This is a genomic window from Aeromonas sp. S16(2024), assembly GCF_041403065.1.
Lineage (GTDB): Bacteria > Pseudomonadota > Gammaproteobacteria > Enterobacterales > Aeromonadaceae > Aeromonas.
This window is the reverse complement of the sequence record NZ_JBGLQX010000014.1, coordinates 67951-91196: the sequence shown is the minus strand read 5'-3', so window position 1 is coordinate 91196 and position 23246 is coordinate 67951. Positions and strand designations below refer to the sequence as shown.

General features: G+C 60.8%; 25 protein-coding genes, 1 other RNA gene and 1 riboswitch. Of the genes, 22 read left to right on the top strand and 4 right to left on the bottom strand.

Annotated features, from left to right (window positions below; genetic code table 11):
* Positions 1-191: 191 nt before the first annotated feature.
* The 7 genes from rplM (at position 192) to ACB030_RS12315 (ending at position 5008) form a co-directional block, all read left to right on the top strand.
* Positions 192-620, top strand: coding sequence for a 50S ribosomal protein L13 (gene rplM / locus ACB030_RS12345; RefSeq protein ID WP_033132308.1), 429 nt, complete (start codon positions 192-194; stop codon positions 618-620).
* A gap of 14 nt (positions 621-634) precedes the next feature.
* Positions 635-1027, top strand: coding sequence for a 30S ribosomal protein S9 (gene rpsI / locus ACB030_RS12340; protein ID WP_005891084.1), 393 nt, complete (start codon positions 635-637; stop codon positions 1025-1027).
* Positions 1028-1327: 300 nt separating this feature from the next.
* Entirely contained in the window at positions 1328-1918 is a 591-nt protein-coding gene (gene petA / locus ACB030_RS12335) for a ubiquinol-cytochrome c reductase iron-sulfur subunit (RefSeq protein ID WP_025328515.1), read from the top strand.
* Between the two features lie 2 nt (positions 1919-1920).
* Complete coding sequence (locus ACB030_RS12330) at positions 1921-3138, top strand: cytochrome bc complex cytochrome b subunit (RefSeq protein WP_371160125.1); 1218 nt, start codon at positions 1921-1923, stop codon at positions 3136-3138.
* A complete protein-coding gene (locus tag ACB030_RS12325; RefSeq protein WP_025328514.1) occupies positions 3135-3869 on the top strand; it encodes a cytochrome c1 in 735 nt (244 codons plus the stop codon). Before ACB030_RS12330 ends, ACB030_RS12325 begins: the two co-directional genes overlap by 4 nt.
* 87 nt (positions 3870-3956) lie before the next feature.
* Positions 3957-4586 (top strand): stringent starvation protein SspA, encoded by a 630-nt coding sequence (gene sspA / locus ACB030_RS12320; protein ID WP_025328513.1) that lies wholly within the window; start codon positions 3957-3959, stop codon positions 4584-4586.
* Positions 4583-5008: a ClpXP protease specificity-enhancing factor gene (locus ACB030_RS12315; protein WP_371160122.1), complete on the top strand. Its 426-nt coding sequence runs from the start codon at positions 4583-4585 to the stop codon at positions 5006-5008. The genes sspA and ACB030_RS12315 overlap by 4 nt, the downstream gene beginning before the upstream one ends.
* A gap of 45 nt (positions 5009-5053) precedes the next feature.
* Here ACB030_RS12315 and dolP read toward each other — a convergent pair whose 3' ends face one another.
* From dolP to ACB030_RS12295, 4 genes are read right to left on the bottom strand one after another with little or no spacing between them, the layout of a single operon-like run.
* Positions 5054-5632 (bottom strand): division/outer membrane stress-associated lipid-binding lipoprotein, encoded by a 579-nt coding sequence (gene dolP, locus ACB030_RS12310; protein ID WP_106885641.1) that lies wholly within the window; start codon positions 5630-5632, stop codon positions 5054-5056.
* A gap of 4 nt (positions 5633-5636) precedes the next feature.
* On the bottom strand, positions 5637-6227 hold the full coding sequence (locus ACB030_RS12305; protein ID WP_205642591.1) for an SIS domain-containing protein: 591 nt from the start codon (positions 6225-6227) through the stop codon (positions 5637-5639).
* Positions 6228-6236: 9 nt separating this feature from the next.
* Complete coding sequence (locus ACB030_RS12300; RefSeq protein ID WP_205642590.1) at positions 6237-6632, bottom strand: YraN family protein; 396 nt, start codon at positions 6630-6632, stop codon at positions 6237-6239.
* Positions 6550-8340, bottom strand: coding sequence for a penicillin-binding protein activator (locus ACB030_RS12295; protein WP_371160118.1), 1791 nt, complete (start codon positions 8338-8340; stop codon positions 6550-6552). The genes ACB030_RS12300 and ACB030_RS12295 overlap by 83 nt, the downstream gene beginning before the upstream one ends.
* 199 nt (positions 8341-8539) lie before the next feature.
* Between ACB030_RS12295 and rsmI the strand changes: the two genes are divergently transcribed.
* The 15 genes from rsmI (at position 8540) to lfiI (ending at position 23242) form a co-directional block, all read left to right on the top strand.
* Positions 8540-9373, top strand: a complete 834-nt coding sequence (gene rsmI / locus ACB030_RS12290; protein WP_205642588.1) for a 16S rRNA (cytidine(1402)-2'-O)-methyltransferase — start codon at positions 8540-8542, stop codon at positions 9371-9373.
* Positions 9374-9434: 61 nt separating this feature from the next.
* Positions 9435-9821, top strand: an RNA gene (gene rnpB, locus ACB030_RS12285) — RNase P RNA component class A.
* Between the two features lie 246 nt (positions 9822-10067).
* Positions 10068-10925 carry a lateral flagellar motor switch protein LfiM gene (gene lfiM / locus ACB030_RS12280; RefSeq protein WP_371160116.1) on the top strand — a complete coding sequence of 286 codons (858 nt, stop codon included), beginning with the start codon at positions 10068-10070 and terminating at the stop codon, positions 10923-10925.
* Positions 10926-10932: 7 nt separating this feature from the next.
* The gene (gene lfiN, locus ACB030_RS12275; protein ID WP_025328506.1) at positions 10933-11310 is read left to right on the top strand and encodes a lateral flagellar motor switch protein LfiN; all 378 of its coding nucleotides are present in this window, start codon (positions 10933-10935) and stop codon (positions 11308-11310) included.
* Positions 11310-12044 (top strand): flagellar type III secretion system pore protein FliP, encoded by a 735-nt coding sequence (fliP, locus tag ACB030_RS12270; protein ID WP_371160114.1) that lies wholly within the window; start codon positions 11310-11312, stop codon positions 12042-12044. Before lfiN ends, fliP begins: the two co-directional genes overlap by 1 nt.
* A gap of 1 nt (position 12045) precedes the next feature.
* Entirely contained in the window at positions 12046-12315 is a 270-nt protein-coding gene (gene fliQ / locus ACB030_RS12265) for a flagellar biosynthesis protein FliQ (protein WP_371160113.1), read from the top strand.
* A complete protein-coding gene (gene lfiR / locus ACB030_RS12260; RefSeq protein ID WP_371160111.1) occupies positions 12312-13094 on the top strand; it encodes a lateral flagellar biosynthetic protein LfiR in 783 nt (260 codons plus the stop codon). Before fliQ ends, lfiR begins: the two co-directional genes overlap by 4 nt.
* Positions 13091-14227, top strand: a complete 1137-nt coding sequence (flhB, locus tag ACB030_RS12255; protein ID WP_371160109.1) for a flagellar biosynthesis protein FlhB — start codon at positions 13091-13093, stop codon at positions 14225-14227. The genes lfiR and flhB overlap by 4 nt, the downstream gene beginning before the upstream one ends.
* Before the next feature lie 3 nt (positions 14228-14230).
* Positions 14231-16306: a lateral flagellar biosynthesis protein LfhA gene (lfhA, locus tag ACB030_RS12250; protein WP_371160107.1), complete on the top strand. Its 2076-nt coding sequence runs from the start codon at positions 14231-14233 to the stop codon at positions 16304-16306.
* Positions 16307-16500: 194 nt separating this feature from the next.
* Positions 16501-16588: riboswitch (cyclic di-GMP riboswitch) on the top strand.
* Between the two features lie 137 nt (positions 16589-16725).
* Entirely contained in the window at positions 16726-18102 is a 1377-nt protein-coding gene (gene lafK, locus ACB030_RS12245) for a lateral flagellar response regulator transcription factor LafK (RefSeq protein ID WP_371160105.1), read from the top strand.
* Positions 18103-18113: 11 nt separating this feature from the next.
* Positions 18114-18440: a lateral flagellar hook-basal body complex protein LfiE gene (lfiE, locus tag ACB030_RS12240; protein WP_371160103.1), complete on the top strand. Its 327-nt coding sequence runs from the start codon at positions 18114-18116 to the stop codon at positions 18438-18440.
* 18 nt (positions 18441-18458) lie between these two features.
* Positions 18459-20198, top strand: a complete 1740-nt coding sequence (gene fliFL / locus ACB030_RS12235) for a lateral flagellar M-ring protein FliFL (protein ID WP_371160162.1) — start codon at positions 18459-18461, stop codon at positions 20196-20198.
* The gene (fliGL, locus tag ACB030_RS12230; RefSeq protein ID WP_025328497.1) at positions 20185-21213 is read left to right on the top strand and encodes a lateral flagellar motor switch protein FliGL; all 1029 of its coding nucleotides are present in this window, start codon (positions 20185-20187) and stop codon (positions 21211-21213) included. The genes fliFL and fliGL overlap by 14 nt, the downstream gene beginning before the upstream one ends.
* Before the next feature lie 12 nt (positions 21214-21225).
* Positions 21226-21918, top strand: a complete 693-nt coding sequence (gene lfiH, locus ACB030_RS12225) for a lateral flagellar assembly protein FliH (RefSeq protein WP_371160100.1) — start codon at positions 21226-21228, stop codon at positions 21916-21918.
* Positions 21911-23242, top strand: a complete 1332-nt coding sequence (lfiI, locus tag ACB030_RS12220; protein ID WP_371160098.1) for a lateral flagellar FliI-like assembly ATPase LfiI — start codon at positions 21911-21913, stop codon at positions 23240-23242. Before lfiH ends, lfiI begins: the two co-directional genes overlap by 8 nt.
* The last annotated feature ends 4 nt before the right edge of the window (positions 23243-23246 follow it).

The window sequence follows — 23246 nt, the reverse complement described above, 5'->3', positions numbered from 1 at the left end:
AGTGAAATTAGCAGGTGATATTTAAGGCAACTTCACTTATAATCGCCCGGCCCACGTTACAGCTGTCGATAAGACAGCAACACTTTAAGCTTTACTTGTATTCGAAGGGGTACAGGTAGGCCATCGTTTGTTGTTTGTGGGAGAGCCCCCATAAGCAATTGGGTCTGTAACAGGTAATTGGGTTTAACTTAATGAAAACTTTCGTTGCCAAGCCAGAAACCGTAAAACGTGACTGGTACATTGTGGACGCAGAAGGTAAAACTCTGGGTCGTATCGCAACCGAGATCGCTGCTCGTCTGCGTGGTAAGCACAAAGCTGAATACACTCCGCACGTTGACACCGGTGATTACATCATCGTTGTAAACGCTGAGAAGGTACACGTAACCGGTAAGAAATTTACCGACAAAATGTACCATTCTCACTCCGGTTTCCCGGGTGGTATCAAGTCCATCAGCTTTGACAAGCTGATTCAGCGCAAGCCGGAAATGGTAATCGAAGCTGCCGTCAAGGGCATGCTGCCGAAGGGTCCGCTGGGCCGTGCCATGTTCCGTAAGCTGAAAGTTTACGCAGGCGCAGAGCATGCTCATGCTGCTCAGCAACCTCAAGTACTGGATATCTAACGGGAACTGGCAACATGGCAGAAAATCAATACTACGGTACCGGCCGTCGCAAAAGCTCCACTGCTCGCGTATTTATCAAAGCGGGTAGCGGTAAAATCGTAATCAACCAGCGCTCCCTGGAGCAATACTTCGGCCGTCCGACTGCCCGCATGGTAGTTCGTCAGCCGCTGGAACTGGTTGAGATGACCGAGAAACTGGATCTGTACATCACCGTTAACGGTGGTGGCATCTCCGGTCAAGCTGGTGCGATCCGTCACGGTATCACTCGTGCTCTGATGCAGTACGACGAGACCCTGCGTGGCGAACTGCGTAAAGCTGGCTTTGTTACTCGCGATGCCCGTAAGGTTGAGCGTAAGAAAGTCGGTCTGCACAAAGCGCGTAAGCGTCCGCAGTACTCCAAGCGTTAATTCGCTTTTGGTACGCACTCTCACGAGTGTCAAAAAAGCCTGGCCATGTGCCAGGCTTTTTTTATTGGTAATATTACCTACGCCAATGCTAACCATACGTCACAAAAGACAAAAATTTGTGTATTTATTGTTTTTGCCCATCGCTTCTCTTTCTTGTCAAATTGTTATCTTTTCTTTAAAATTTCCATGGTCTTTCTGTGTCAATTGCCACTCCGCTTCCGCCGCAGTTGTCAGAGGGAGAGGAGATAGGAAACGGGGACACTATAAGAATGAGCGGAGTCCACATGGGAGAGTTTTTGGATGAGCAATGCGCCAGTTGATACCGGTCGCCGCAGATTTCTTACCTGGTCAACGGTTGCCGTTGGCGGTGTAGGAGCTGCTTTTACCGCAGTGCCGTTTATAAAGTCATGGAACCCGAGTGCCAAAGCCAAAGCGGCCGGGGCACCGGTAGAGGTGGATATCAGCAAGTTGGAGCCGGGTCAGTTGATCCGCGTCGAGTGGCGCGGCAAGCCGGTCTGGGTGGTGAAGCGCACCAAGCAGACCCTGGATGCCCTGGCCACGCACGATGACAAACTGCGCGATCCCGCCTCCGATGAGCCACAGCAGCCGGACTATGCCCACAACGGCTACAGATCCATCAAGCCGGAGATCTTCGTGGCGGTCGGTATCTGTACCCACCTGGGTTGCTCCCCCTCCTACCTGCCGGACAGCTTCGGCGAGCAGGTGCAAGGGGTGACCTCCGGCTTCTTCTGCCCATGCCATGGCTCCAAGTTCGACATGGCCGGTCGAGTGTTCCAGGGCGTGCCCGCACCGCTGAACCTGGTCATTCCGCCATACCAATTTCTTAGCGACACCACCATTCTGGTCGGTGCCGATGGCAAGGAGGCCTGACCATGTTTGCCAAACTCATGGGCTGGATTGACGATCGTTTCCCGCTCACGGCCATGTACAACGACCACATGGCCAAGTATCCGGCTCCCAAGAACCTGAACTTCTGGTACTTCTTCGGTTCCCTTGCCATGTTGGTGCTGGTCAACCAGATCATCACCGGCATCTGGCTCACCATGAACTACAACCCGTCGGCGGAGGGGGCCTTTGCCTCCGTGGAATACATAATGAGGGACGTGGACTACGGCTGGCTGCTGCGCTACATGCACTCCACCGGCGCCTCCGCCTTCTTCGTTGTGGTCTATATGCACATGTTTCGCGGCATGATCTACGGCTCCTATCAGAAGCCGCGCGAGCTGCTGTGGATCTTCGGCATGCTGATCTTCCTGGTGTTGATGGCCGAAGCCTTCATGGGTTACCTGCTGCCCTGGGGACAGATGTCGTTCTGGGGGGCTCAGGTCATCATCTCGCTGTTTGGTGCCATTCCGGTCATAGGTGACGATCTGACCCTGTGGATCCGGGGGGACTACGTCATCTCCGGGGCTACCCTGAACCGCTTCTTCGCGCTGCACGTCATCGCGCTGCCGCTGGTGCTGGTGATGCTGGTAGCCATGCACATCCTGGCGCTGCACGAGGTGGGCTCCAACAACCCGGACGGCATCGATATCAAGAAGCACAAGGATGAGAAGGGCTGGCCGCTGGATGCGGTGGCGTTCCACCCTTACTTCACCGTCAAGGACATGATAGGTGTGGCGGGCTTCCTGTTCCTGTTCTGCGCCATCATCTTCTTCAAGCCGGATATGTGGGGCTACTTCCTCGAGAAACCGAACTTTGAAGTGGCGAACGGGCTGAAGACGCCGGCGCACATAGCCCCTGTCTGGTACTTCACTCCCTTCTACGCCATCTTGCGCGCTGTGCCGGACAAGCTGCTGGGGGTCATCATGATGGGGCTCTCCATCGTCGTGCTCTTCCTGTTGCCCTGGCTGGATCGCTGCAAGGTGCGTTCGGTGCGCTACCGCAGCACCCTGCACAAGCTGAACATTGCCCAGTTCGTGGTCTGCTTCGTCATTCTGGGTGTGCTGGGCGTTCTGCCATCGACGCCGATGCTGACGCTGATCGCGCAGCTTTGCACTCTGGGTTATTTCGGGTTCTTCATCCTGTTGTTCTTCTACAGCAAGAATGAGAGCACCAAGCCGCTGCCGGAGAGGGTGACATTCAAATGAAAAGAATAATTTTTGCAGTGTTGGCCCTGCTGCCCGGTCTGGTATTGGCCGCTGGTGGTGGCTTCCCCCTCGACAAGGCAGAGTACGACTTGAGTGACAAGGCATCCCTGCAACGGGGGGCCGCGACCTTCATGAATTACTGTGCCGGCTGTCACTCCACCCAATATCAGCGCTATAACCGGGTTGCCGCCGACATCGGCATTCCGGAAGAGCTGATGAGGGAGAATCTGGTCTTCACCGGTGCCAAGATTGGCGATCTGATGAAGAGCGCCATGTCAGAGAAGGATGCGGCGCGCTGGTTCGGGGCGCCGCCACCGGATCTGACCCTGGTGGCCAGGGTGCGGGGCGCCGACTGGATTTACACCTATCTGCGTTCTTTCTATGTGGATGAAACCCGGCCATTCGGTGTGAACAATGCGGTCTTCCCGTCCGTGGGCATGCCCCATGTGCTGGAGCCGTTGCAGGGGACTCCCCGTGCCGAGTTCGAGACGCACACCCTGGATGGAGTAGAGATGCAGCAAGTCGTCAGCATCAAATCTGACGGCAATGGTGAAATGAACAACGAAGAATATGATCAGACGGTACTGGATCTGGTAAACTTCTTGGTCTACTCGGCTGAGCCGGTGCAGCAGGAGCGCGAACGCATGGGCTTCTGGGTGCTCGGTTTCATCGCAATCTTCTTCATCTTCACTGTGCTGTTGAAGAAGGAATTCTGGCGCGACGTTCACTAAGCGACCAGATCGGAGTAATATGACGCACGGCAATGGAGATCAAGATGCTTCATTGCCGTTTCTGCTTTTTAATGACGGGAGGGTTCAATGGCTGTAGCTGCCAATAAGCGTTCGGTAATGACGCTGTTTTCCGGTGCCAACGATATGTTCAGCCATCAGGTGCGTATTGTCCTGGCGGAGAAGGGTGTTAGCGTGGATATCTGCCAGGTTGACCCGAGCAACCTGCCGGACGAGCTGGCCGAGCTGAACCCGTACAACACTGTACCAACTCTGGTGGACCGCGAGCTGGCGTTGTACACCTCGCGCATCATCATGGAGTATCTGGACGAGCGCTTCCCGCACCCGCCCCTGATGCCTGTCTATCCGGTGGCTCGTGGCAACAGCCGTCTGATGATGCATCGCATCGAGCTGGACTGGTACTCGCTGGCCGACAAGATCATGGCGGGCACAGATACCGAAGCCGCCCGTGCCGAGCTGCGTGACAACCTGCTGGCCATCGCCCCTATCTTTGGCGAGATGCCTTACTTCATGAGCGAAGAGTTCGGTCTGGTTGACTGCTACATGGCTCCGCTGCTGTGGCGCCTGCCGAGCCTGGGCATCGACTTCACCGGTCGTGGTGCCAAAGAGCTGAAGGCTTACATGGTCCGCCTGTTCGAACGGGAATCCTTCCAGGCCTCCCTGACCGAGGCTGAACGCGAGATCCGTGCCAGCGTATGAGTAGTGAACCGACCATGACACCCAGTCGCCCCTATCTGTTGCGGGCGTTTTTTGACTGGTTGCTGGATAACGATTTGACCCCGCATCTGGTGGTCAATGCCAATATCCCCCATGTGATGGTGCCGATGCAGTTCGTGCAGGATGGGCAGATTGTCCTGAACATAGCGCCTCGGGCCGTAGGCCAGTTCCACATGGATAACGATGCCGTCAGCTTCAGCGCCCGCTTCGGCGGCGTGTCACAGCAGGTCTATATTCCCATGGCGGCCATATTGGCCATTCATGCCAGGGAAAACGGCGTGGGAACCCTGTTCCCGCCTGAGCCGGGCTACGATCTCTGGCTGGAGCAGGCCGAGGCGCCGGTAGAACCCGAGCCGGAGCCACCGCGCCCGACGGGTCGTCCGACCCTGAAAGTCATCAAATAAAAAACGCAGCCAACTGGCTGCGTTTTTTTATCTCTCATTGCCCGCTTAGTTCTGGGCAAATTCGAAGGCCTTGATAACCTGCTTGACCCCGCTGACGTGGCGGGCGATCTCCACTGCCTGATCCCCTTCCTGACGGGTCACCAGGCCGATGAGAAACACCTCGCTGTTCTCGGTGACCACCTTGACCTTGGTGCTGTCGAAGTTCTTGGTGCCCAGCATGTCGGCCCGTACCTTGGAGGTGATCCAGGTATCGTTGCTGCGTACTCCTATGCTCACCGGCTTGCCGAGGCGCAGCTCATTGTAGACATGACGAACCCCTTCGATCCGGCCCACAATCTTGCCCGCTTCCTGCTTGTAAGCGTCAGACGGTGTCTGACCGACCAGCAAGACACGGCCGTTGTTGCTGTAGACGCTGATCTTGCTGGAGGCGCTCAACGACTTGTTGTCGGCCAGCAGATTGGCCGCTTTCAGCTCTATGGTCTGATCGTCCCACTGGGCACCCAGGGTGCGGCGATCCCCGGTCGCCTTGGCGGTACCGGCTGCGCCACCGACCACCACGGCGGCACAGCCTTGCAGCAGCAGGGCGCCGGTCAGTAGGGCGAGTGCGAGAATAGGCTTCTTCATGGTTTCAATCTTCCTGTTGCGGGAAAAGTGTCTGGTCGATGAGATCACAGAGGCAGTGCAGGGTCAACAGATTCACCTCCAGAATGCGAGGGCGGCGGGCGGATGGCACGCGGATCTCCACGTCATTGGGCCCGAGCAGGCCGGCAATCTCGCCACCGTCGCCCCCCCCGAGCACTATGATGGTCATGTCGCGGGAGAGTGCCGCCTCGGCGGCCTTGATCAGGCTGCGACTGTTGCCCGTGGTGGTGAGCACCACCAGGATGTCGCCGGCTTGACCCAGGGCCCTGATCTGCTTGGCATAGACTTCTTCGAAGCCGTGGTCGGTGGCGATGGCGCTGATGGTGGCCATGTCGGGGGTCAGGGCCAGGCCGGGCAGGGAGGGGCGTGGCGTCTCGTAGCAGTTGACCAGCTCGGAGATGAACAGCTGTGCCAGGGCCGAGGAGGGGCCATTGCCGCATGCCATGACCTTGTGGCCATTGAGCAGGCAGATGGTCAGCATCTGGGCCGCGGTGTGGATAGCGTCCGGCAGCGCCTCGGCGGCGGCTATCTTGGTCTGGATGCTTTCGGTGTAATTCTCTTTGATGGGATCAGTCATGGGGTCCTCTTAAAAAGCGTTCTGGATCCAGTCTGGCTGGTCGCCCTCGAACGCGATCACATCGAATCGGCAGGCCTGGCTGGCCTCGTTGATGGCATGTTGCTTGAAATAGTGGCGCGCGGCCAGCACGATCTTGTGCTGTTTGCGCCGGGTGACCGAGCTGGCGGCTCCGCCATGGCTGGCCCGAGCGCGATATCTGACCTCGACAAACACCAGGGTATCCCCCTGGCGCATGACGAGATCTATTTCACCACCACGGCAGCGGTAGTTGCGGGTAACGGGTTGCAGGCCGCGGGCCTGCAACCAGTGTTCCGCTACTTGCTCAAAGTGCTGTCCCTTGCTCGTCGCTGCCGACGGCAACAGGTTCAACCACTGCTGGTGCAGCTGTGCCAGTAGCCTCTTCATGGGGTGCATCCTCCAACTGGGGCACGGCGCTGTCGCTGACCAGCTTGCCATTCTGGTAGGTGGCCCAGTCCAGCATGCGCACTATGTTGCCCTGGGGGTCCACGCTCAGCTGCCCGCTCATGCCCGGTTGTTGCATGGCATTGAGCTTGCGCATCTGCGGCAGGTTGCCGGCCAGGCTGACCGCATCGTAGCCGAGGGCAAACAGGCGCAGCAGGTCACCCTGGGTCTGTGGCCAGAGCAGGGCTATCTGTTCCCGTTGCTGCTCATAGCCTCCCAGCAGCAGCGGCATGTCGGAGATATGCATGCCGTTGAGTTCGGAAGCGACCTCGGTTGCCCCGCTGTCATAGCCGCGCGAGCTGCTGTAGATGGGCAGGCTGCCCATGGGATTGACCGAGATGTCCACATAGGGCTTGATCATCCGGGTCTCCAGGCTGTTGGCCACCACATAGACGGCATCTATGCTGCGGGGCGCGGCATCAGAAAGCTGCACTATCTCCCCGGCCCGGGCGGTGGAACGACCGCTCAGGGCATTCTTGACCATGCCCTGCACCTCGTTGCGCGCCCCGAAGGTGGCGACCACGGGCTTCTCCTGGCTGACGCCGGCCCAGGCCTGTTCGAACGCCTTGATGCTGTTGTAGCCAATCCGGCCTTGCGCCGCGATCAGCAGCGGCTTGCGGTAACCCTGACCATAGAGGTACTGGGCAGCCTGGCTCGCGTCAGCGGCGGCGGAGAGGGAGAAGTAGAAGGTGTTGTCGTTGACGATGGGCTTGTCCAGCTCGTTGAGCGCCAGCACCGGCACTGTCGGATTGGCCTTGAGCAGCTCCTCGACCTGATCTTTCAGCAGCGGGCCTATGATCATGTTGGCCCCCTCCTGGATCGCCTGCTTGTAGAGATCCCCCATCGCCTTGCCCTGAGTGTCATAGAAGTTCAGGGTGAATTGCCCCTGATTCTCCTTGTAGGACATCAGCATGCCGTTGCGGATGGCGGCGCCCTGCGCCTCCAGGTTGCCGGAGAGGGGCAGGAAGACGGCGACCTGCTGCAGTGCACCTGTGTCCGTGGTGGCGAGATCCCCGAGGCCAGCCGGCATGTCAGTCTGGGCCGGATGGTTCGGGAAGCTCTGTTTCCAGCCTGCGAGCTGGCGCGCGAGTTGACTCGGCTGGGCGCCAAACTCGTTCACCAGTGCCGCCAGTCGCAGCCAGCCGGTGGTCACGTCGGGGGCCGGCGCCTCTTCCAGCGCCTGCAGGGTGGAGGGGGTCATGCTTTTGAGCAGCGACCAGATCTGTTGGTGGTTGGTGGCCAGCTCATTCTTGGCCAGGTAAGGCTCCAGCAGGATCAGCGACTTGGCCGCGCCAAACTTGTTGTTGATGTCCAGTTGCAGCACCACCCGCTGGCGATACCAATCCTTCTGGGTATCGGCATCGAGGGCCACATCCGGCTTGCCTTCCAGCAGGATCAGGGCCTGGTTGGCATTGCCCTGGGCCAGCAGGAGGTGCGCCTGCAGCAGTTGCAGTTGTGCCTGCTGCACCGGGTTGCCGGCCTGCTTCTGCAACTGTTGATACAGGGCGGCGGCCGGTTTGGCCTGACCGAGCGCCAGATAACTGCGCGCCGCCATCACTTGCCAGGTGAAGGCCTCAGCCGGTTTGGCGGGATCCACCTGCTCCAGATACCACTGGGCATTCTTGGTCAGATCCGAGAACGCCGACGGCATGCCGGGCTCCGCGGAGGATGGGTTGGGCTCCGACGCACAGGCGGCGAGCAGTACTGCCGCGAGTATGATGCCGAAGAGTCGTGATACACTTAGTTGCTTTGTAACCCGGTTCAAGTTCATTCCCCGACCAGTGTTGAAGTTCTCCATAGTGTAAACGGGCCAATATGGCGACACAATTGTCGGGACACTCGGAGATCCCATGAGTGACACCCCAACCCTGTATATAGTCCCCACTCCCATCGGTAATCTGGCGGATATCACCCAGCGTGCATTGGACATTTTACGCAGCGTCGATCTGGTGGCCGCCGAAGATACCCGGCACTCCGGCATCCTGCTCAGCCACTACCAGATCTCGGTGCCGACCTTCGCCCTGCACGATCACAACGAACAGCAGAAAGCCGATGTGCTGATCGGCCGGATCAAGGAGGGCAAGAGCGTCGCCCTGGTCTCGGATGCAGGGACGCCGCTCATCAGCGACCCTGGCTACCACCTGGTCACCCGCTGTCGTGAGGCCGGTGTCAAGGTGGTGCCGCTGCCGGGCCCCTGCGCCGCCATCACGGCACTCTCTGCCGCCGGTCTGCCCACAGATCGCTTCGCCTTCGAAGGGTTTCTGCCGGCGAAAGCCAAGGGCCGCGACGACAGGCTTCAGGCCGTCATCGAAGACACCCGCTCCCTGGTGTTCTACGAGTCACCGCGCAGGGTGCAGGATACGGTGGAAGCGATTGCTCGCATTCTCGGCGAACGTCAGGTGGTGGTGTGCCGCGAGCTGACCAAGACCTTCGAATCCATCCACGGCCTGCCCGCCTCCGAGATGCTGACCTGGCTTGGGGAAGACGATAACCGCTGCCGTGGTGAAATCGTGCTGGTGGTCGCCGGTGCCAGCAAGGTGGATGAAGAGCTGCCTGCCGAGGCGATCCGCACTTTGGGGCTGCTGGTGGCCGAATTGCCGCTGAAAAAAGCGGCGGCCCTCACCGCCGAGATCCATGGCGTGAAGAAGAATGCCCTCTACAAGTACGGCCTCGAGCACTATTAATTGCTGCAAACGGGAATTGCCGGTTTACCCCACTGTGTCACGAGGCTATAATCCGCGCCTCGGAGTCGGCTGGGCAATCGCTGCTTCGTCGTTGTGTCCCTCGGGACAGACGGGCGGAGGGGAGGAAAGTCCGGGCTTCATAGGGCAGGGTGCCAGGTAACGCCTGGGAGGCGCGAGCCTACGACCAGTGCAACAGAGAGCAAACCGCCGATGGCCCGCAAGGGATCAGGTAAGGGTGAAAGGGTGCGGTAAGAGCGCACCGCGCGACTGGCAACAGTTCGTGGCACGGTAAACTCCACCCGAAGCAAGACCAAATAGGCCCCTATTGGCGCGGCCCGCGTTGGGGGCGGGTAGGTTGCTTGAGCCAGTGAGCGATTGCTGGCCTAGAGGAATGATTGCTACCCGGGGCAACCCGGTACAGAACCCGGCTTACAGGCCGACTCCGACCTATTTCTGGTAAGTGATTACCTTGAAATCCCGGCACCTCTGGTGCCGGGATTTTTATTTGCGGCTTGTCATGCGGCTGCGTGGCGCCTTTTGGGGTTTTGTAATAAAGTTCTCGCCCGTTTCGGTCGCTCTATGTCGGCTGGACTATTGGTATCGATCACGCGGCTGGCCTGATGAGTGTCTCTATAAGGCAGTAGGGCGAGATGAAAATGGCAAAGGTGGATTTGTAATGTCATCAAGCGGCGTAATGCTCACACCTTCCCGGTTGCTCTGTGCGCAGCGGGGCAAAACCCTTCCCCATTATGATCTGCTGGGCGTCGAGCGAGCCAATCAGGCGCGGCTCAAGCAGCTCAACGCCCAGTTAGGCTCTTTTTCGCAGCAGGCATCGGGCTGCATGGCCCAGCTGTTCAATGCGGCGGATTGCGAACTGGGTTATCAGGATTTCTCTTCCGCTCTGCCCCAGGATCGCGACGATACCCTGATCTGGGTCGAGGCGCGCACCCCGCTGGATGCCCAGCGTGTCGCCTATTTCTCCATCTCTCCCACCGTCATCTATCAACTTGCCGTGCTGTTCTTTGGTGGCTCCCTGCAACACAAGGGCGCCACGACCGCCCATGGCAGGGGATTGACCGATACCGAGCAGCGATTGCTGCTGCGGTTATGCCAGTACCAGATCGACATCTGGTCTGCCTGTCTCGGTCAGGGAGACCTCGCCTGGCAGCTGACCCTGATCACCCGGGATGCGGTGCCGGCAACCCGGCTCTGGTTGACACAGGCCAGCATGCTGGCCGGTGGCAGCACCCATGACTGGCAGTTCTGGCTGGCGCCTCCCGAGGAGACCCTCAGCATAGGAGCCGGTCATCCCGTGCAGAAGGCGCAGCTGGAGCAGGCCCTGATCCAGGTGCCGGTGCAACTGCGGGTGGTCATGGGGCAGATGTCCATGACGCTGGCGGATCTGGAATGCCTCAAGGTGGGGGATGTGCTCTCCCTGGATTTGCCCGAGGTGGTGCCGGCCCTGATCGGCAACCGCCCCTGTTTTAATGGACGCATTGCTGAACATAAAGGCAGCCTGGTGTATCAGGTTGCGACTGTGGTAGAGGAGTAGTCGAATCGTGAACGAGCACAACATGAATGACCCGCTGGATCTGGATGGCCTGGATCAGCTGTTTGGTGATGATATCAGCATGCCGAGTGCGGCCGACTACATGGCGCCCACCAGTAGCAGCAAGCAGCGGGATCTCTCCTTCTTTCATCAGATCCCTGTCAAGGTGACGCTGGAAGTGGCCAGCACCGAAGTCGCGCTGGGTGAACTGATGAAGGTGGAAGAGGGGGCCGTCATCGAGCTGGACAAGCTGGCGGGCGAACCGCTGGATGTGCGGGTCAATGGTCGCCTGCTGGCCAGGGGCGAGGTGGTGGTGGTGAATGGCAAGTACGGCCTGCGCCTGGTCGACGTGGTCGACACCAAGCTGCTGGGTGGCATGAACGACTGATGCGTTATCTGCCGGTTGCCCTGCTGCTGTTCGCGCTGCCGAGCTGGGGCGCAGACATGACGCTGTTCTCTGTCTCCCCCAGCGATACCGGGGGCGAGGATTACAGCATCAAGCTGCAGATCCTCTTCTTCATGACCCTGCTGGGTCTGTTGCCGACCCTGCTGCTGATGATGACCAGCTTCACCCGGATCATCATAGTGCTGGCCATCCTGCGTCAGGCCATGGGGTTGCAGCAGAGCCCCCCCAACCGGGTGCTGATCGGCATCAGCCTGATCCTGACCCTGGTGATCATGAGACCGGTCTGGACCGAGATGTATCAGCACGCCTTCGTGCCCTATGACCAGAACGAGATTACCCTGACCGAGGGGCTGGCCCGGGCGGAGAAACCCCTGCGGCAATTCATGCTGGCCCAGACCCGGGAGCCGGATCTGGAGCAGATGCTACGCATCTCCGGCGAGCCCACCACCCTCGCCAAGAGCGAGGTGCCCTTCGGCGTGCTGCTGCCCGCCTTCGTATTGAGCGAGCTGAACACCGCCTTCCAGATAGGTTTCATGCTGTTCATTCCCTTCCTGGTCATCGATCTGGTGGTCGCCAGCGTGCTGATGGCGATGGGGATGATGATGCTCTCGCCCCTCATCATCTCGTTGCCATTCAAGCTGATGGTCTTCGTGCTGGTGGATGGCTGGTCCATGACGGTCGGTACCCTGGCGGCCAGTTTCGGCGGCGGAGGCTGAGGTGACACCTGAACAGAGCGTGGCCCTGGTCGGGGGCGCCGTGAATCTGGTGGTCATCATGGTCTCGGTGCTGATCGTGCCCGGCCTCATCGTCGGTCTGGTGGTCAGCATCTTCCAGGCCGCGCCCCAGATCCAGGAGCAGACCCTCAGCTTCCTGCCCCGTTTCATCGTGACCCTGTTGACGCTGATCTTCACGGGCAACTGGCTGCTGTCGCAGATCACCACCCTGTTTTCCGACCTGTTCCAGAAGATCCCCGGGCTCATCGGATGAACTCCCTGCTGTCGCTCAGTGCGGCCGAGCTGACCGCCTGGCTGGGACAGTGGTGGTGGCCCTTCATTCGTATCGCGGCAGCCTTCTGGGTGATGCCGGTGTTTGGTGATGGCCGCATTCCGGCCCAGGTTCGCATCTTTCTGGCCTTCGTCATCAGCCTGCTGATTGCCCCCATGCTCAAAGGCATGCCGGCACTGGATCCCTTCAGCGTCGGCATGATGGTGCTGACCCTGGAGCAGCTGCTGTTCGGCCTGCTGTTCGGGCTCTGCATCCAGATGCTGTTCATGGTGATGACCATAGCGGGCCAGATCCTCTCCATGCAGATGGGCCTGGCGATGGCGGTGATGAATGATCCGTCCAACGGGGACACGGCGCCCATCGTCAGCCAGATCATGCTGATCTTCTGCTCGCTGCTGTTCCTCGGCCTGAACGGTCATCTGGTGACCCTGGAGGTGCTGGTGCAGAGCCTGCGCAGCTGGCCACCGGGCGCCTCCCTCTACGCGCTGGACCTGAAGGGGGTCATCGACCTGTTCGGCTGGAGCATAGGGGCGGCCCTGATCCTGACCCTGCCTGCCGTGGTGGCCATGCTGATGGTCAACCTCACCTTCGGGGTGCTTAATCGTACCGCCCCCTCCCTGAACATCTTCTCTCTGGGCTTCCCCATGACGCTGTTGCTGGGGCTGCTCACCATGGCCATCTCCATCAGCGGTGTGCCAGCCCGGTATCTGGATCTGGTCGCTCATGTGCTGGCCCAGCTCAGGGCGTTGACGCCGACATGAGTCAGAACAGCGCCCAGGACAAAACCGAAGAGGCCTCCACCCAGAAACGGCGCAAGGCGCGGGAAGAGGGGCAGATAGCGCGCTCCAAGGAGCTGAGCTCCGCCGGTCTGCTGCTGATAGGCGGGCTGGCCATGCAGTGGATGGTGCCGAGCTTCGGTCTTTTCTTTGCCGAGCTGATGAAGCAGCCCCAGCGCTTCAACTGGCAGGGGGCGCGGGATCCGCAGATGATGATCCAGTGGACCGCAGATGCGCTGATCGGCATGTTGTGGGTCCTGCTGCCGCTGTTCGGCCTGCTCGCCCTGTTGCTGGTCCTGCTCAGCATAGTGCCGGGGGGCATGGTGCTGGTCTGGAAGAAGCTGATGCCAAGCGGGGAGAAGCTCAACCCGCTCAAGGGCCTCAAGCGGATGTTCTCGACCCACAGCCTGATGGAGCTGCTGAAATCCCTTCTCAAGGTGCTGCTGATCGGCGGCACCCTGGCCCTGATGCTCCAGCATCAGTGGCCCCTGTTGATGATGATGAACCGCATGCCGCCCCAGGCCGCCATGGAACAGGCGCTGAGCATTCTCTCTCAGGCATTTATCTTGCTAGGCAGCGTGCAGATGCTGATCGCCGTGCTGGATGTCCCCTATCAGCGCTGGTCTTTGAACAAGCAGTTGAAGATGACCAAGCAGGAAGTCAAGGACGAGCACAAGAACAGCGAGGGGCGCCCCGAGATCAAGGCCAGGATCCGCCAGGTGCAGGGCATGCTGGCGCGGGCGCGCATCGAACAGCGGGTGCCCCAGGCAGACGTGATCATAGTGAACCCGACCCATTACGCGGTCGCCATCAAGTATGATCCCGCGCGGGCCAACGCCCCCTATGTGATTGCCAAGGGCATAGACGGCATGGCGGAGCGGATCCGCGAGGTCGCCAGGCAACACGACAAGATGGTGATGAGCCTGCCTGAGCTGACCCGGGCCATCTACTACTCCACCCGGGTGGATCAGGAAGTGCCGGCGGGCCTCTACACAGCGGTCGCCTATGTATTGAACCACGTATTGCAGTTACGGGCCTATGAGGCAGGCAAGGGCAAAAAACCCAATCCCCTTGCTCCTTTGCATGTGCCGCCCGAGTTACGTCAACCTGAGAGGTAAGTTGTGAACTGGCGTGTATTGACCCAATCCTATACGGCTATCCCCATGATGCTGCTGGCCATCCTGGCGATGATGATACTGCCTCTGCCCGGTTGGCTGCTGGACGCCCTGTTCACCTTCAACATAGTGCTGGCGGTGCTGGTGCTGCTGGTCTCTGTCTCCGCTCGCCGCCCGCTCGATTTCTCCGTGTTCCCGACCGTGCTGCTGGTGGCTACCCTGATGCGGTTGTCCCTCAACGTCGCTTCCACCCGGGTGGTGCTGCTCCATGGTCATGAGGGCAACGAGGCCGCCGGCAAGGTCATCCAGGCCTTCGGGGAAGTGGTGATCGGTGGCAACTACGTGGTGGGCCTGGTGGTGTTCGTGATCCTGATGATCATCAACTTCGTGGTGATCACCAAGGGGGGGGAGCGGATCTCCGAAGTCTCCGCCCGCTTCACCCTGGATGCCATGCCGGGCAAGCAGATGGCCATAGATGCCGATCTCAACGCCGGTACCCTGGATCAGCACCAAGCCCGTGCCAGGCGGGAAGAGATCGCCAGGGAAGCTGACTTCTACGGCGCCATGGACGGGGCCTCCAAGTTTGTCCGTGGCGATGCCATCGCCGGCCTGCTGGTGCTGATCATCAACCTGGTGGGCGGTCTCGCCATCGGTATCTTCCAGCACTCGCTGCCGGTCTCCGATGCCTTCCGCATCTATGCCCTGCTCACCATAGGTGATGGTCTGGTCGCCCAGATCCCCTCCCTGCTGATGTCCACCGCGGCGGCCATCATAGTCACTCGCGTGAGTGACGAGGGAGAGATGTCGGACCAGGTCGGCCAGCAGATCCTCGCCTCTCCCCGGGTCATCTATACGGCGGCGGCCATCATGCTGATCCTGGGCCTGGTACCCGGTATGCCCATGCTGGCCTTCCTCAGCTTTGCCGCCGTGCTGGCCTGGACCGGCTGGAGCGTCAGCCAGCGCCGGGCAAAGGATCCTGCCCTGGATGCGGCCGAGGAGCTGACGAGGCAGATGGTGCAGCCGGAGCCGCAAGGGCTGGACTGGCAGGATCTGCCGCCGGTGGACGCGGTCGCCATCGAATTGGGTTATCGGCTGGTACCGCTGGCCGAGGCGAACAAGGGGGCCGAGCTGCTCGCCCGGGTGCGCGGCATTCGCAAGACACTCTCGGAGCAGTACGGTTTCCTGCTGCCCGAGATCCGGGTGCGGGACAACCTGCAACTGCAACCGGAGCAGTATCGCATCAAGCTGTCTGGCATCGCCCTGGCCACGGGCAATGTGGATTGCCAGCGGCTGATGGCCATCAGCAGCGGCGAGACTTATGGTGCCCTGGACGGTGAGCTGACCCAGGATCCGGCCTATGGCATGAACGCTGTCTGGATCTCGCCGGACAACAAGGCCAAGGCGCTCAACCTGGGTTACTCCGTGGTTGACTCCGCCACCGTCATTGCCACCCATGCCAGCAAGCTGCTCAGGGAGCAGCTCGATGGGCTCTTCGGTCATGACGAGGTGGGCAAGCTGGGCCAGTATCTGGCCACCCAGTCCCCCCGCCTGGCGGAAGAGCTCAATCTGGCCCTGACCCAGATGCAGCAACTGCGGGTCTTCCGTCAGTTGCTCAAGGAGCAGATCAGCCTCACCGACATCCGCACCATAGCCACCACCTTGCTGGATGCGAGCGAGCTGACCAAGGACCCTGTGCTGCTGGCCTCGGACGTGCGCTGCGCCCTCAAGCGCCAGATCGTCAGGCAGGCGATCGGATCCCGCGACATACTGGCGGCCTTCACCCTGGATGACCGGCTGGAGCAGACCCTGCTGAGCGCAATGAACCAGTCCCAGCAGCAGGGAAAGATCCAGCTGGACAGCTTCCCGGTCGACCCGCAATTGCTGGCGCAGTTGCAGCAGAACATGCCGCTGGTGAAGGAGCAGTTGCAGCAACAGGGGTATGCGCCCGTGCTGGTGGTCATGCCCCAGCTCAGGCCCCTGATCGCCCGCTATGCCCGATCCTTCTCGAAAGGTCTCAAAGTGCTCTCTTATAACGAGATCCCGGAAGATTTGCGGGTCGAGGTAATTGGCACCCTGGGCTGAAGTTGAATTGCCTTGGCCCTCTGCCGACAGGAAGAGACTATTCCGCACATTTGCTTGAATTGTCATATAAAGCCGTTATGATGTGGCGGCTTTTGACGCGACACAGACTGACAGTGAAAAAATAAAATAGAAACAGTCAGATGTGTCACATGGCTTAAGGACAACCAAGCCATGCCATCCTAATACGGGTCGTCGCATGATAAAGGCAAACTGAACTGAAAAGTCAGGACGCAAAGCCTCCGGTCTAACGGCATTGATGCTAATGATAGCGGGGTTACCAAGGTCATGATTCCAGCCTTGTTTTCATACCGATATAGGGTAAGCGCTCAATAAGAGGTGCTGCTCCGTCTTGGTGCGTTTTTATTTTTGAGCGTCAGTTCTGTTGATTGATTCATGTGCAATCACAGGTTCGGGTTAATATGTTTTCTGATTTATCTATCAAAGAAAGTTCAATACCTGTCGGTATTGAAACGCATGCTCATTTATTATTAGTCTCCTCTTCATCCTCAAATGGGGATGGTATTGAGGGAATATTGTTGAATGCAGGTTATCGAGTCTCTTGCCTGAATTCTGTCCCGCTGGCCAAGCAATTTCTCTCGAACCATTCAGCCGATCTCGTGCTGCTCGACATGGCGGTCATGACCGAGGCCGGACCCGCCATGGTGCAGGAGCTGGCGGATACCGACTGCGTCATCCTGGTCAATGAGCACCAGGCCTATCTGGCGGCGGAAGCCATGCGGGCCGGCGCCATCGATTACATCATCAAGCCTTTCAGTCAGCGCCAGATCCTCGATGTGGTGAAGGGGTCCCTGCGTCTGCGTCAGGCCATTCCCAACCTGATCGCCACCTCGCCTCTGAGCCTGCAGGTATTGCAGCTCGCCAGGCGGGCGGCCAAGACCTCGGCCACCATTCTCATCGGCGGCGAGTCGGGGACGGGCAAGGAGCGGCTGGCACGCTACATCCACGAGATGTCCAGTCGGGCGGGCAAGCCCTTCGTGGCCATCAACTGTGCCGCCATCCCCGAAGCCATGCTCGAATCCATCCTGTTCGGACACAGCAAGGGAGCCTTTACCGGCGCGACCGCCAGCCAGCAGGGCAAGTTCGAGCTGGCTCAGGGGGGCACCCTGTTGCTCGACGAGATCTCCGAACTGCCGCTGGCATTGCAGGCCAAGCTGCTGCGGGTGCTGCAGGAGAAAGAGGTCGAGCGGCTGGGCAGCCATCAGGTGATTGCGCTGGATGTGCGGATCATCGCCGCCAGCAACAGAGACCTGAGGGAGCTGGTGTTGCAGGGGGCGTTTCGCGAGGACCTCTTCTACCGCCTCGATGTGCTGCCCATGAGCTGGCCCGCCCTGCGGGAGCGGCCGGACGACATACTGCCGCTGGCGGAGTATTTCATCGAGCGCTACGCCGCCCAGCAGGGGTATCGCCTCAGCGAGAGCGCCTGCAAACAGCTGCTCTCCTATGACTGGCCGGGCAATGTGCGTGAACTGGACAACGTGATCCAGCGGGCGCTTATTATGGCTCGCGGATTGCATATTCAGGCGGTCGATTTGATGCTGCCCCATTATGCCGTCGAAGCCGACAACCTGTTACCGCAGACGCTTGCGGCCCCGGAGGGGCTCAGCGAGACCAAACGGCATGCCGAATTTCAATTCGTCCTGGAGACGTTGCGCCGTTTTCGTGGTCACCGGACTCGTACGGCCGAAGCCCTTGGGATGACGACCCGGGCACTTAGATACAAGCTGGCTGCCATGCGCGAGCAGGGCATCGATGTCGAGCAGCAGATTCAAAACTAAGGGATAACCGAGTGAAGATTGAGATCATGTCATCACAGGTGACGCTACTGCAGCAGATGCAGGAAATGCAGCGCGTTGCCAGTCACACCCCCTCCATCGAGCCTAACGACGCCTCGGCTGTCTCGTTCAGCGACGCCATGCGTGACGTCGTCGGCCGGGTCAACGAACAGCAGAATATCGCGTCCAGCCTGATGACCGCCGTCGACGCGGGTCAGAGCGACGATCTGGTGGGGGCCATGGTGGCCAGCCAGAAGGCAGGTCTCAGTTTTTCCGCCCTGATGCAGGTGCGCAACAAACTGATGACCGGCTTCGATGACATCATGCGCATGCCGCTCTGAGGGTAGGTCATGACTGAATTGGTATCATCCTCGCCGGGGGCGTCGGGCTCCCTGATCGCCCGGGTACAGGAAGGGATGCGCAACTGGCGCACCCTGTCCCGGGACAACAAATCCATCCTGACCATAGCGCTGCTCGCCGCCATAGTGGCGGGCACCATAGTGGTGATCCTCTGGACCTCCAGCAAGAACTATGTGCCCCTCTACGGCAAGCAGGAGCTCTACGACACCGCCAACATCATGGAGATGCTGGAGAAGGAGCAGGTGCCCTTCCGGCTGGAGAAAAGCTCGGGCCAGATACTGGTGCCGGAGAGCCAGCTCGCCCACGTGCGCATGGCGCTGGCGGCGCGCGGGGTCAGGGCGGCCATGCCGGCCGGCCTCGAGGGGTTGGACACAGTGACAGGTCTTGGCACCAGCGAGTTCATGGAAGGGGCGCGTTATCGCCATGCCCTGGAAGGGGAGCTGGCCAGAACCATCATCTCGCTGGATGCGGTGCGCAGTGCCCGGGTGCATCTGGCCATCCCCAAGCGGACCCTGTTTGTCGGCCGTGACGAAGAGAAGCCCAGCGCCTCCGTGATGCTGGATCTGCAACCCGGCCAGTCCATGGAGCCGGGTCAGGTCGAGGCCATCGCCAATCTGGTGGCGGGCAGCATCTCGGGCATGAAGCCCGGTGCCGTGACCATAGTGGATCAGGCGGGCCAATTGTTGAGTGCCGAGCTTGGCGACAAGGCGGGCTTCGGCAAGCAGAGCGTCCAGCAGATGGAATACGTGCGCAAGCTGGAGCAGTACATCCGCCAGCGTGCCAGCGACATGCTCTACCCCATGCTGGGCACCGGCAACTTCCGGGTCCAGATCGCCGCTGACGTCAACTTCAACGCGGTGGAAGAGACCCAGCAACAGCTGGATCCCAATGGGGTGGTGACCAAGGAATCCAACAAGTCCGACAAGACCATAGATGCCCTGGCGCTCGGCATTCCGGGGGCTCTCTCCAACCGTCCTCCCGAGACGGCGCCCCAGACCGATCAGGCTGCCGAGGGGAATGCGGCGGCGCCGGAGCCTGCCAAGAATGACACCCGCACCGAACGGCAGGAGGTCAGCAAGCAGTACGAGAACAGCCGCACCATAGTGCACACCCGCTATCAGCAGGGACGGCTGGAGCGGATGAACGTCTCCATCCTGCTCAATCAGCAGAGCGGCCCCAAGGGGGGCTGGAGCGCCGAGCAGCTGGAGCAGATCCGCCAGATGGTGGAGCGCTCGGTCGGCTTTGACAATGTGCGTGGCGATCAGATCAGCCTGCAGGTGTTCGACTTCACCGGCGCCGTGCCTGTGACGCCACCGGAGTCGAGCTGGCTGGAGACCCCTTTCTGGCAAGACTCTCTGCGCTACCTGGTGGGTGGCCTGCTGGGGCTGACTCTGGTGTTCTTCGGCATTCGCCCCCTGGTGAAGCACCTGGTGCGTACCCAGCAATATCCTGATGCCGAGTCGGAACAGGAGCAGGATGAGGCGCAAGAGCCGACCATAGGCCTCTCCATGCGCCGTGACGGGGATGACGAGAGTGACGGTACTGCGGTTGGCAAGAGCCTGCAGCAGGCGGAATACAAGCTGGAACCCCAGTTCTCCTCGCTGGATCTGGAGGCGCTGCCGGAGCCTGGCTCCGAGCTGGAGGTGCAGCTCAAGCACCTGCAACTGCTGGTGGATAAAGACACTGCCCGGGTGGCGGAAGTGGTCAGACAATGGGTGAGTGGCAATGAACAACGGTAATCTGAACCAGAGCGCGGTCGACATCGACATCGACAACCTAGAGAAGGCCGCCATCCTGCTGCTGAGCATGGGCACAGAGGCGGCCGCCAAGGTGATGCAGAAGCTGTCGCGGGACGAGGTGCAACGGCTCATCTCCAAGATGGCTGGCCTCTCCGGCGTGAGCTCGATAGAGGCAAAGTGGACCCTGCAGCAGTTCTTCAACCAGTATCGCGAGCAGAGCGGCATCGGCAGCGCGTCCCGAGAATACCTGGAGCAGACCCTGGATCTGGCGCTGGGTCAGCGCCTCTCCCGCAGCCTGCTCGACAGCCTCTACGGCGATGCGATGAGCCAGGATATCCAGCGCCTGCAATGGGTGCCCGCGGATGTCCTCGCCCGCTTCTTTCGCAACGAACACCCCCAGATGCAGGCGGTGCTGCTCGCCTTCCTGCCGCCCCAGACCGCCTCGGCCGTGCTCGATGCCCTGCCGGGGTCGCTCCACGACGATCTGCTGGTCCGGGTCGCCAGCCTCAGCTCGGTCAGCGAGCATGTGCTGGCCGAGCTGAGGCTGACCCTGGATCGCTGTCTCGCCTACGTGGCCGATCAGTCCGGCGCCAAGGTGAACGGGGTGCGCCAGGTGGCCGACATCCTCAATCGCTATCAGGGTGACAAGGAGCAGATGCTCTCCCTGCTGCGGGAACACGACGGCGACATGGCCCTCGAGATCGAGAAGAACATGTTCGACTTCATGGCCCTGCGTCGCCAGAGCGACGACACCCTGCAGCGTCTGGTGCAGGAGCTGCCGGCGGATCTGCTGGCGCTGGCCCTGAAGAATACCGACGCCGGTTTTCGCAAGGTGGTGCTGGGGGCCATGCCCAAGCGGATGGCGCAGGCACTGGAAGCCCAGATCCAGGATCAGGGCAGCGTCTCCCTGCGCAAGGTGGAGCAGGCCAGGGAAGAGGTGATGCAACTGGTGCGGGAACTGGTGGAGCAGGGCGAGATCGAGTTCCAGCTGTTCGAAGAAGCCACCGTCAGCTAACAGGAGACAGGCATGAGTCAGCATGTTCGCAAACTGGCGGCCGGTGCCACCCGTCTCTACCGTTTCCCGGCACTGGGACAGAGCGGGGAAGAGGCCAGGAGCCAGCAGGAAGAGTTCGAATACGGTTATCAGCAGGGGCTGGAGCAGGGACAGACCGAAGGGTATCAGGCCGGTTACCAGCAGGGGCTGACCAGCGGTCTGATTGAAGGGGAGGCCAAGGGCCTGCAACAGGGACAGGTGCGTGGCCTGGCCCAGGGGCTGGCCGAGGGCAGGGCCTCGTTCGATCAGGCCATGGTCCCCTTTGCCAAGCTGCAACAGCAGTGGGAGTCTCTGACCCGGGCCCGGATGCTGGAGCAGAAGGCGTTGATCGCCCAACTGGTCGCCCAGGTGGCCAAGCGGGTGATCCAGGCCGAATTCACCCTCAACCCGCAGCAGGTGCTCCAGCAGGTCGAACAGGCCATGGCGACCCTGCCGAGCGAGTCGGAAGATCTGGTGATCTACCTCAATGAGGGGGACAGACAGCGCCTGGCCGAGCAGGGGGTGACCCGCTGCGAGAAGTGGCCGCTGCAGGTGGATGGGGCCCTGGGGGTCGGTGACGCCCGGATCGAGACCCGGGCCGCGGTGATCGAGATCAACACGGGGGAGCGACTCAGTCGTTGCATCGAGCAGCTCAACCAGACCCTGGAACTGCCTCGGGATGCATGAGGCGTTGCAGCAGGCGCTGACCTCGGCGCTGGACAGCCTGGACGAGATCCCGGGCTTTCGTCGTTATGGCCGCCTGGTGCGCGTCACCGGGCTGACCCTGGAAGTGGTGGGCTGTCAGCTGGTGATGGGGCAGCGCTGCCGGGTGGAAACGGCAACGGGTGACTCCCTGCTGGCCGAGGTGGTCGGCTTCAACCGCGACATATCCTATCTGATGCCCCTGCAACCCATGAGCGGCCTCTATGCCGGTGCCCGGGTGCTGCCCATCGACGGGGAGGAGACCATAGTGGTCGGCGAACACCTGCTCGGCCGGGTACTGGACGGCCTGCTGCATCCCCTGGACGGTCGTCCGCTGTCAGATGAGGGAGAGCGGGTTCCCCTGTTCTCTCCTCCCCCCAACCCCCTGCTGCGCACCCCGGTGCGCGAACCCCTGGATGTGGGCATTCGCGCCATCAACGGCCTGCTGACGGTCGGCAAGGGCCAGCGACTGGGGCTGTTTGCCGGCTCAGGGGTGGGCAAGAGCATGCTGCTCGGCATGATGACGCGCAATACCAGCGCCCAGATAGTGGTGGTGGGGCTCATCGGCGAACGGGGCCGGGAGGTGCGGGAGTTCATCGAGCACAGCCTGGGAACAGAGGGGCTGGCCCGCGCCGTGGTGATCGCGGCGCCCGCGGATCAATCCCCGCTGATGCGCCTGCGGGCCGCCCAGCTGTGCCACCGCATCGCCGAGTATTTCCGTGAGCAGGGCCAGGATGTGCTGCTGCTGATGGACTCCCTGACCCGCTATGCCCAGGCCCAGCGGGAAATCGCCCTGGCGATCGGAGAGCCGCCCGCCACCCGTGGCTATCCGCCCTCGGTGTTCAGCATGCTGACCCAGCTGGTGGAGCGGGCGGGCAATGGCACCCGTACCGACGGCAGCCTGAGTGCCTTCTATACAGTGCTGGCGGAGGGGGATGATCAGCAGGATCCCGTGGTGGATGCCGCCAGGGCCATTCTCGATGGACACATAGTGCTGACGCGGCGGCTGGCGGAGGAGGGACACTATCCCGCCATCGACATCGGCGCCTCGGTGAGCCGGGTGATGCCGCAGGTGGTGCCCCAGGAGTGGCAAGGGCTGGCGGTGAACCTGCGCCAGCTGTGGGGTCGCTATCAGCAGGTGCGCGAGCTGCTGCCCCTCGGTGGCTATCAGCCCGGCGCCGATCCCCAGATGGACGAAGCCGTGCAGCGCTATCCCGCCATCGCCAGCTTCCTGCAGCAGGGCATCCATGAAGAGACCCCCATCACCCAGGTGGTGAGCGGCCTCAAGCAAGTGCTTGGCAGAGCCTAAGGAC

What these genes read in the sequence shown, in the direction of transcription:
- rpsI (WP_005891084.1), top strand. Translation starts at nt 635, where the DNA reads ATGGCAGAAAATCAATACTACGGTACCGGCCGTCGCAAAAGCTCCACT.
- lafK (WP_371160105.1), top strand. Translation starts at nt 16,726, where the DNA reads ATGTTTTCTGATTTATCTATCAAAGAAAGTTCAATACCTGTCGGTATT.
- flhB (WP_371160109.1), top strand. Translation starts at nt 13,091, where the DNA reads ATGAGTCAGAACAGCGCCCAGGACAAAACCGAAGAGGCCTCCACCCAG.
- lfiH (WP_371160100.1), top strand. Translation starts at nt 21,226, where the DNA reads ATGAGTCAGCATGTTCGCAAACTGGCGGCCGGTGCCACCCGTCTCTAC.
- lfiR (WP_371160111.1), top strand. Translation starts at nt 12,312, where the DNA reads ATGAACTCCCTGCTGTCGCTCAGTGCGGCCGAGCTGACCGCCTGGCTG.
- ACB030_RS12305 (WP_205642591.1), bottom strand. Translation starts at nt 6,227, where the DNA reads ATGACTGATCCCATCAAAGAGAATTACACCGAAAGCATCCAGACCAAG.
- sspA (WP_025328513.1), top strand. Translation starts at nt 3,957, where the DNA reads ATGGCTGTAGCTGCCAATAAGCGTTCGGTAATGACGCTGTTTTCCGGT.
- ACB030_RS12295 (WP_371160118.1), bottom strand. Translation starts at nt 8,340, where the DNA reads ATGCCGTCGGCGTTCTCGGATCTGACCAAGAATGCCCAGTGGTATCTG.
- dolP (WP_106885641.1), bottom strand. Translation starts at nt 5,632, where the DNA reads ATGAAGAAGCCTATTCTCGCACTCGCCCTACTGACCGGCGCCCTGCTG.
- fliGL (WP_025328497.1), top strand. Translation starts at nt 20,185, where the DNA reads ATGAACAACGGTAATCTGAACCAGAGCGCGGTCGACATCGACATCGAC.
- ACB030_RS12325 (WP_025328514.1), top strand. Translation starts at nt 3,135, where the DNA reads ATGAAAAGAATAATTTTTGCAGTGTTGGCCCTGCTGCCCGGTCTGGTA.
- ACB030_RS12330 (WP_371160125.1), top strand. Translation starts at nt 1,921, where the DNA reads ATGTTTGCCAAACTCATGGGCTGGATTGACGATCGTTTCCCGCTCACG.
- ACB030_RS12300 (WP_205642590.1), bottom strand. Translation starts at nt 6,632, where the DNA reads ATGAAGAGGCTACTGGCACAGCTGCACCAGCAGTGGTTGAACCTGTTG.
- ACB030_RS12315 (WP_371160122.1), top strand. Translation starts at nt 4,583, where the DNA reads ATGAGTAGTGAACCGACCATGACACCCAGTCGCCCCTATCTGTTGCGG.
- lfiI (WP_371160098.1), top strand. Translation starts at nt 21,911, where the DNA reads ATGCATGAGGCGTTGCAGCAGGCGCTGACCTCGGCGCTGGACAGCCTG.
- rplM (WP_033132308.1), top strand. Translation starts at nt 192, where the DNA reads ATGAAAACTTTCGTTGCCAAGCCAGAAACCGTAAAACGTGACTGGTAC.
- petA (WP_025328515.1), top strand. Translation starts at nt 1,328, where the DNA reads ATGAGCAATGCGCCAGTTGATACCGGTCGCCGCAGATTTCTTACCTGG.
- rsmI (WP_205642588.1), top strand. Translation starts at nt 8,540, where the DNA reads ATGAGTGACACCCCAACCCTGTATATAGTCCCCACTCCCATCGGTAAT.
- fliP (WP_371160114.1), top strand. Translation starts at nt 11,310, where the DNA reads ATGCGTTATCTGCCGGTTGCCCTGCTGCTGTTCGCGCTGCCGAGCTGG.
- lfiM (WP_371160116.1), top strand. Translation starts at nt 10,068, where the DNA reads ATGCTCACACCTTCCCGGTTGCTCTGTGCGCAGCGGGGCAAAACCCTT.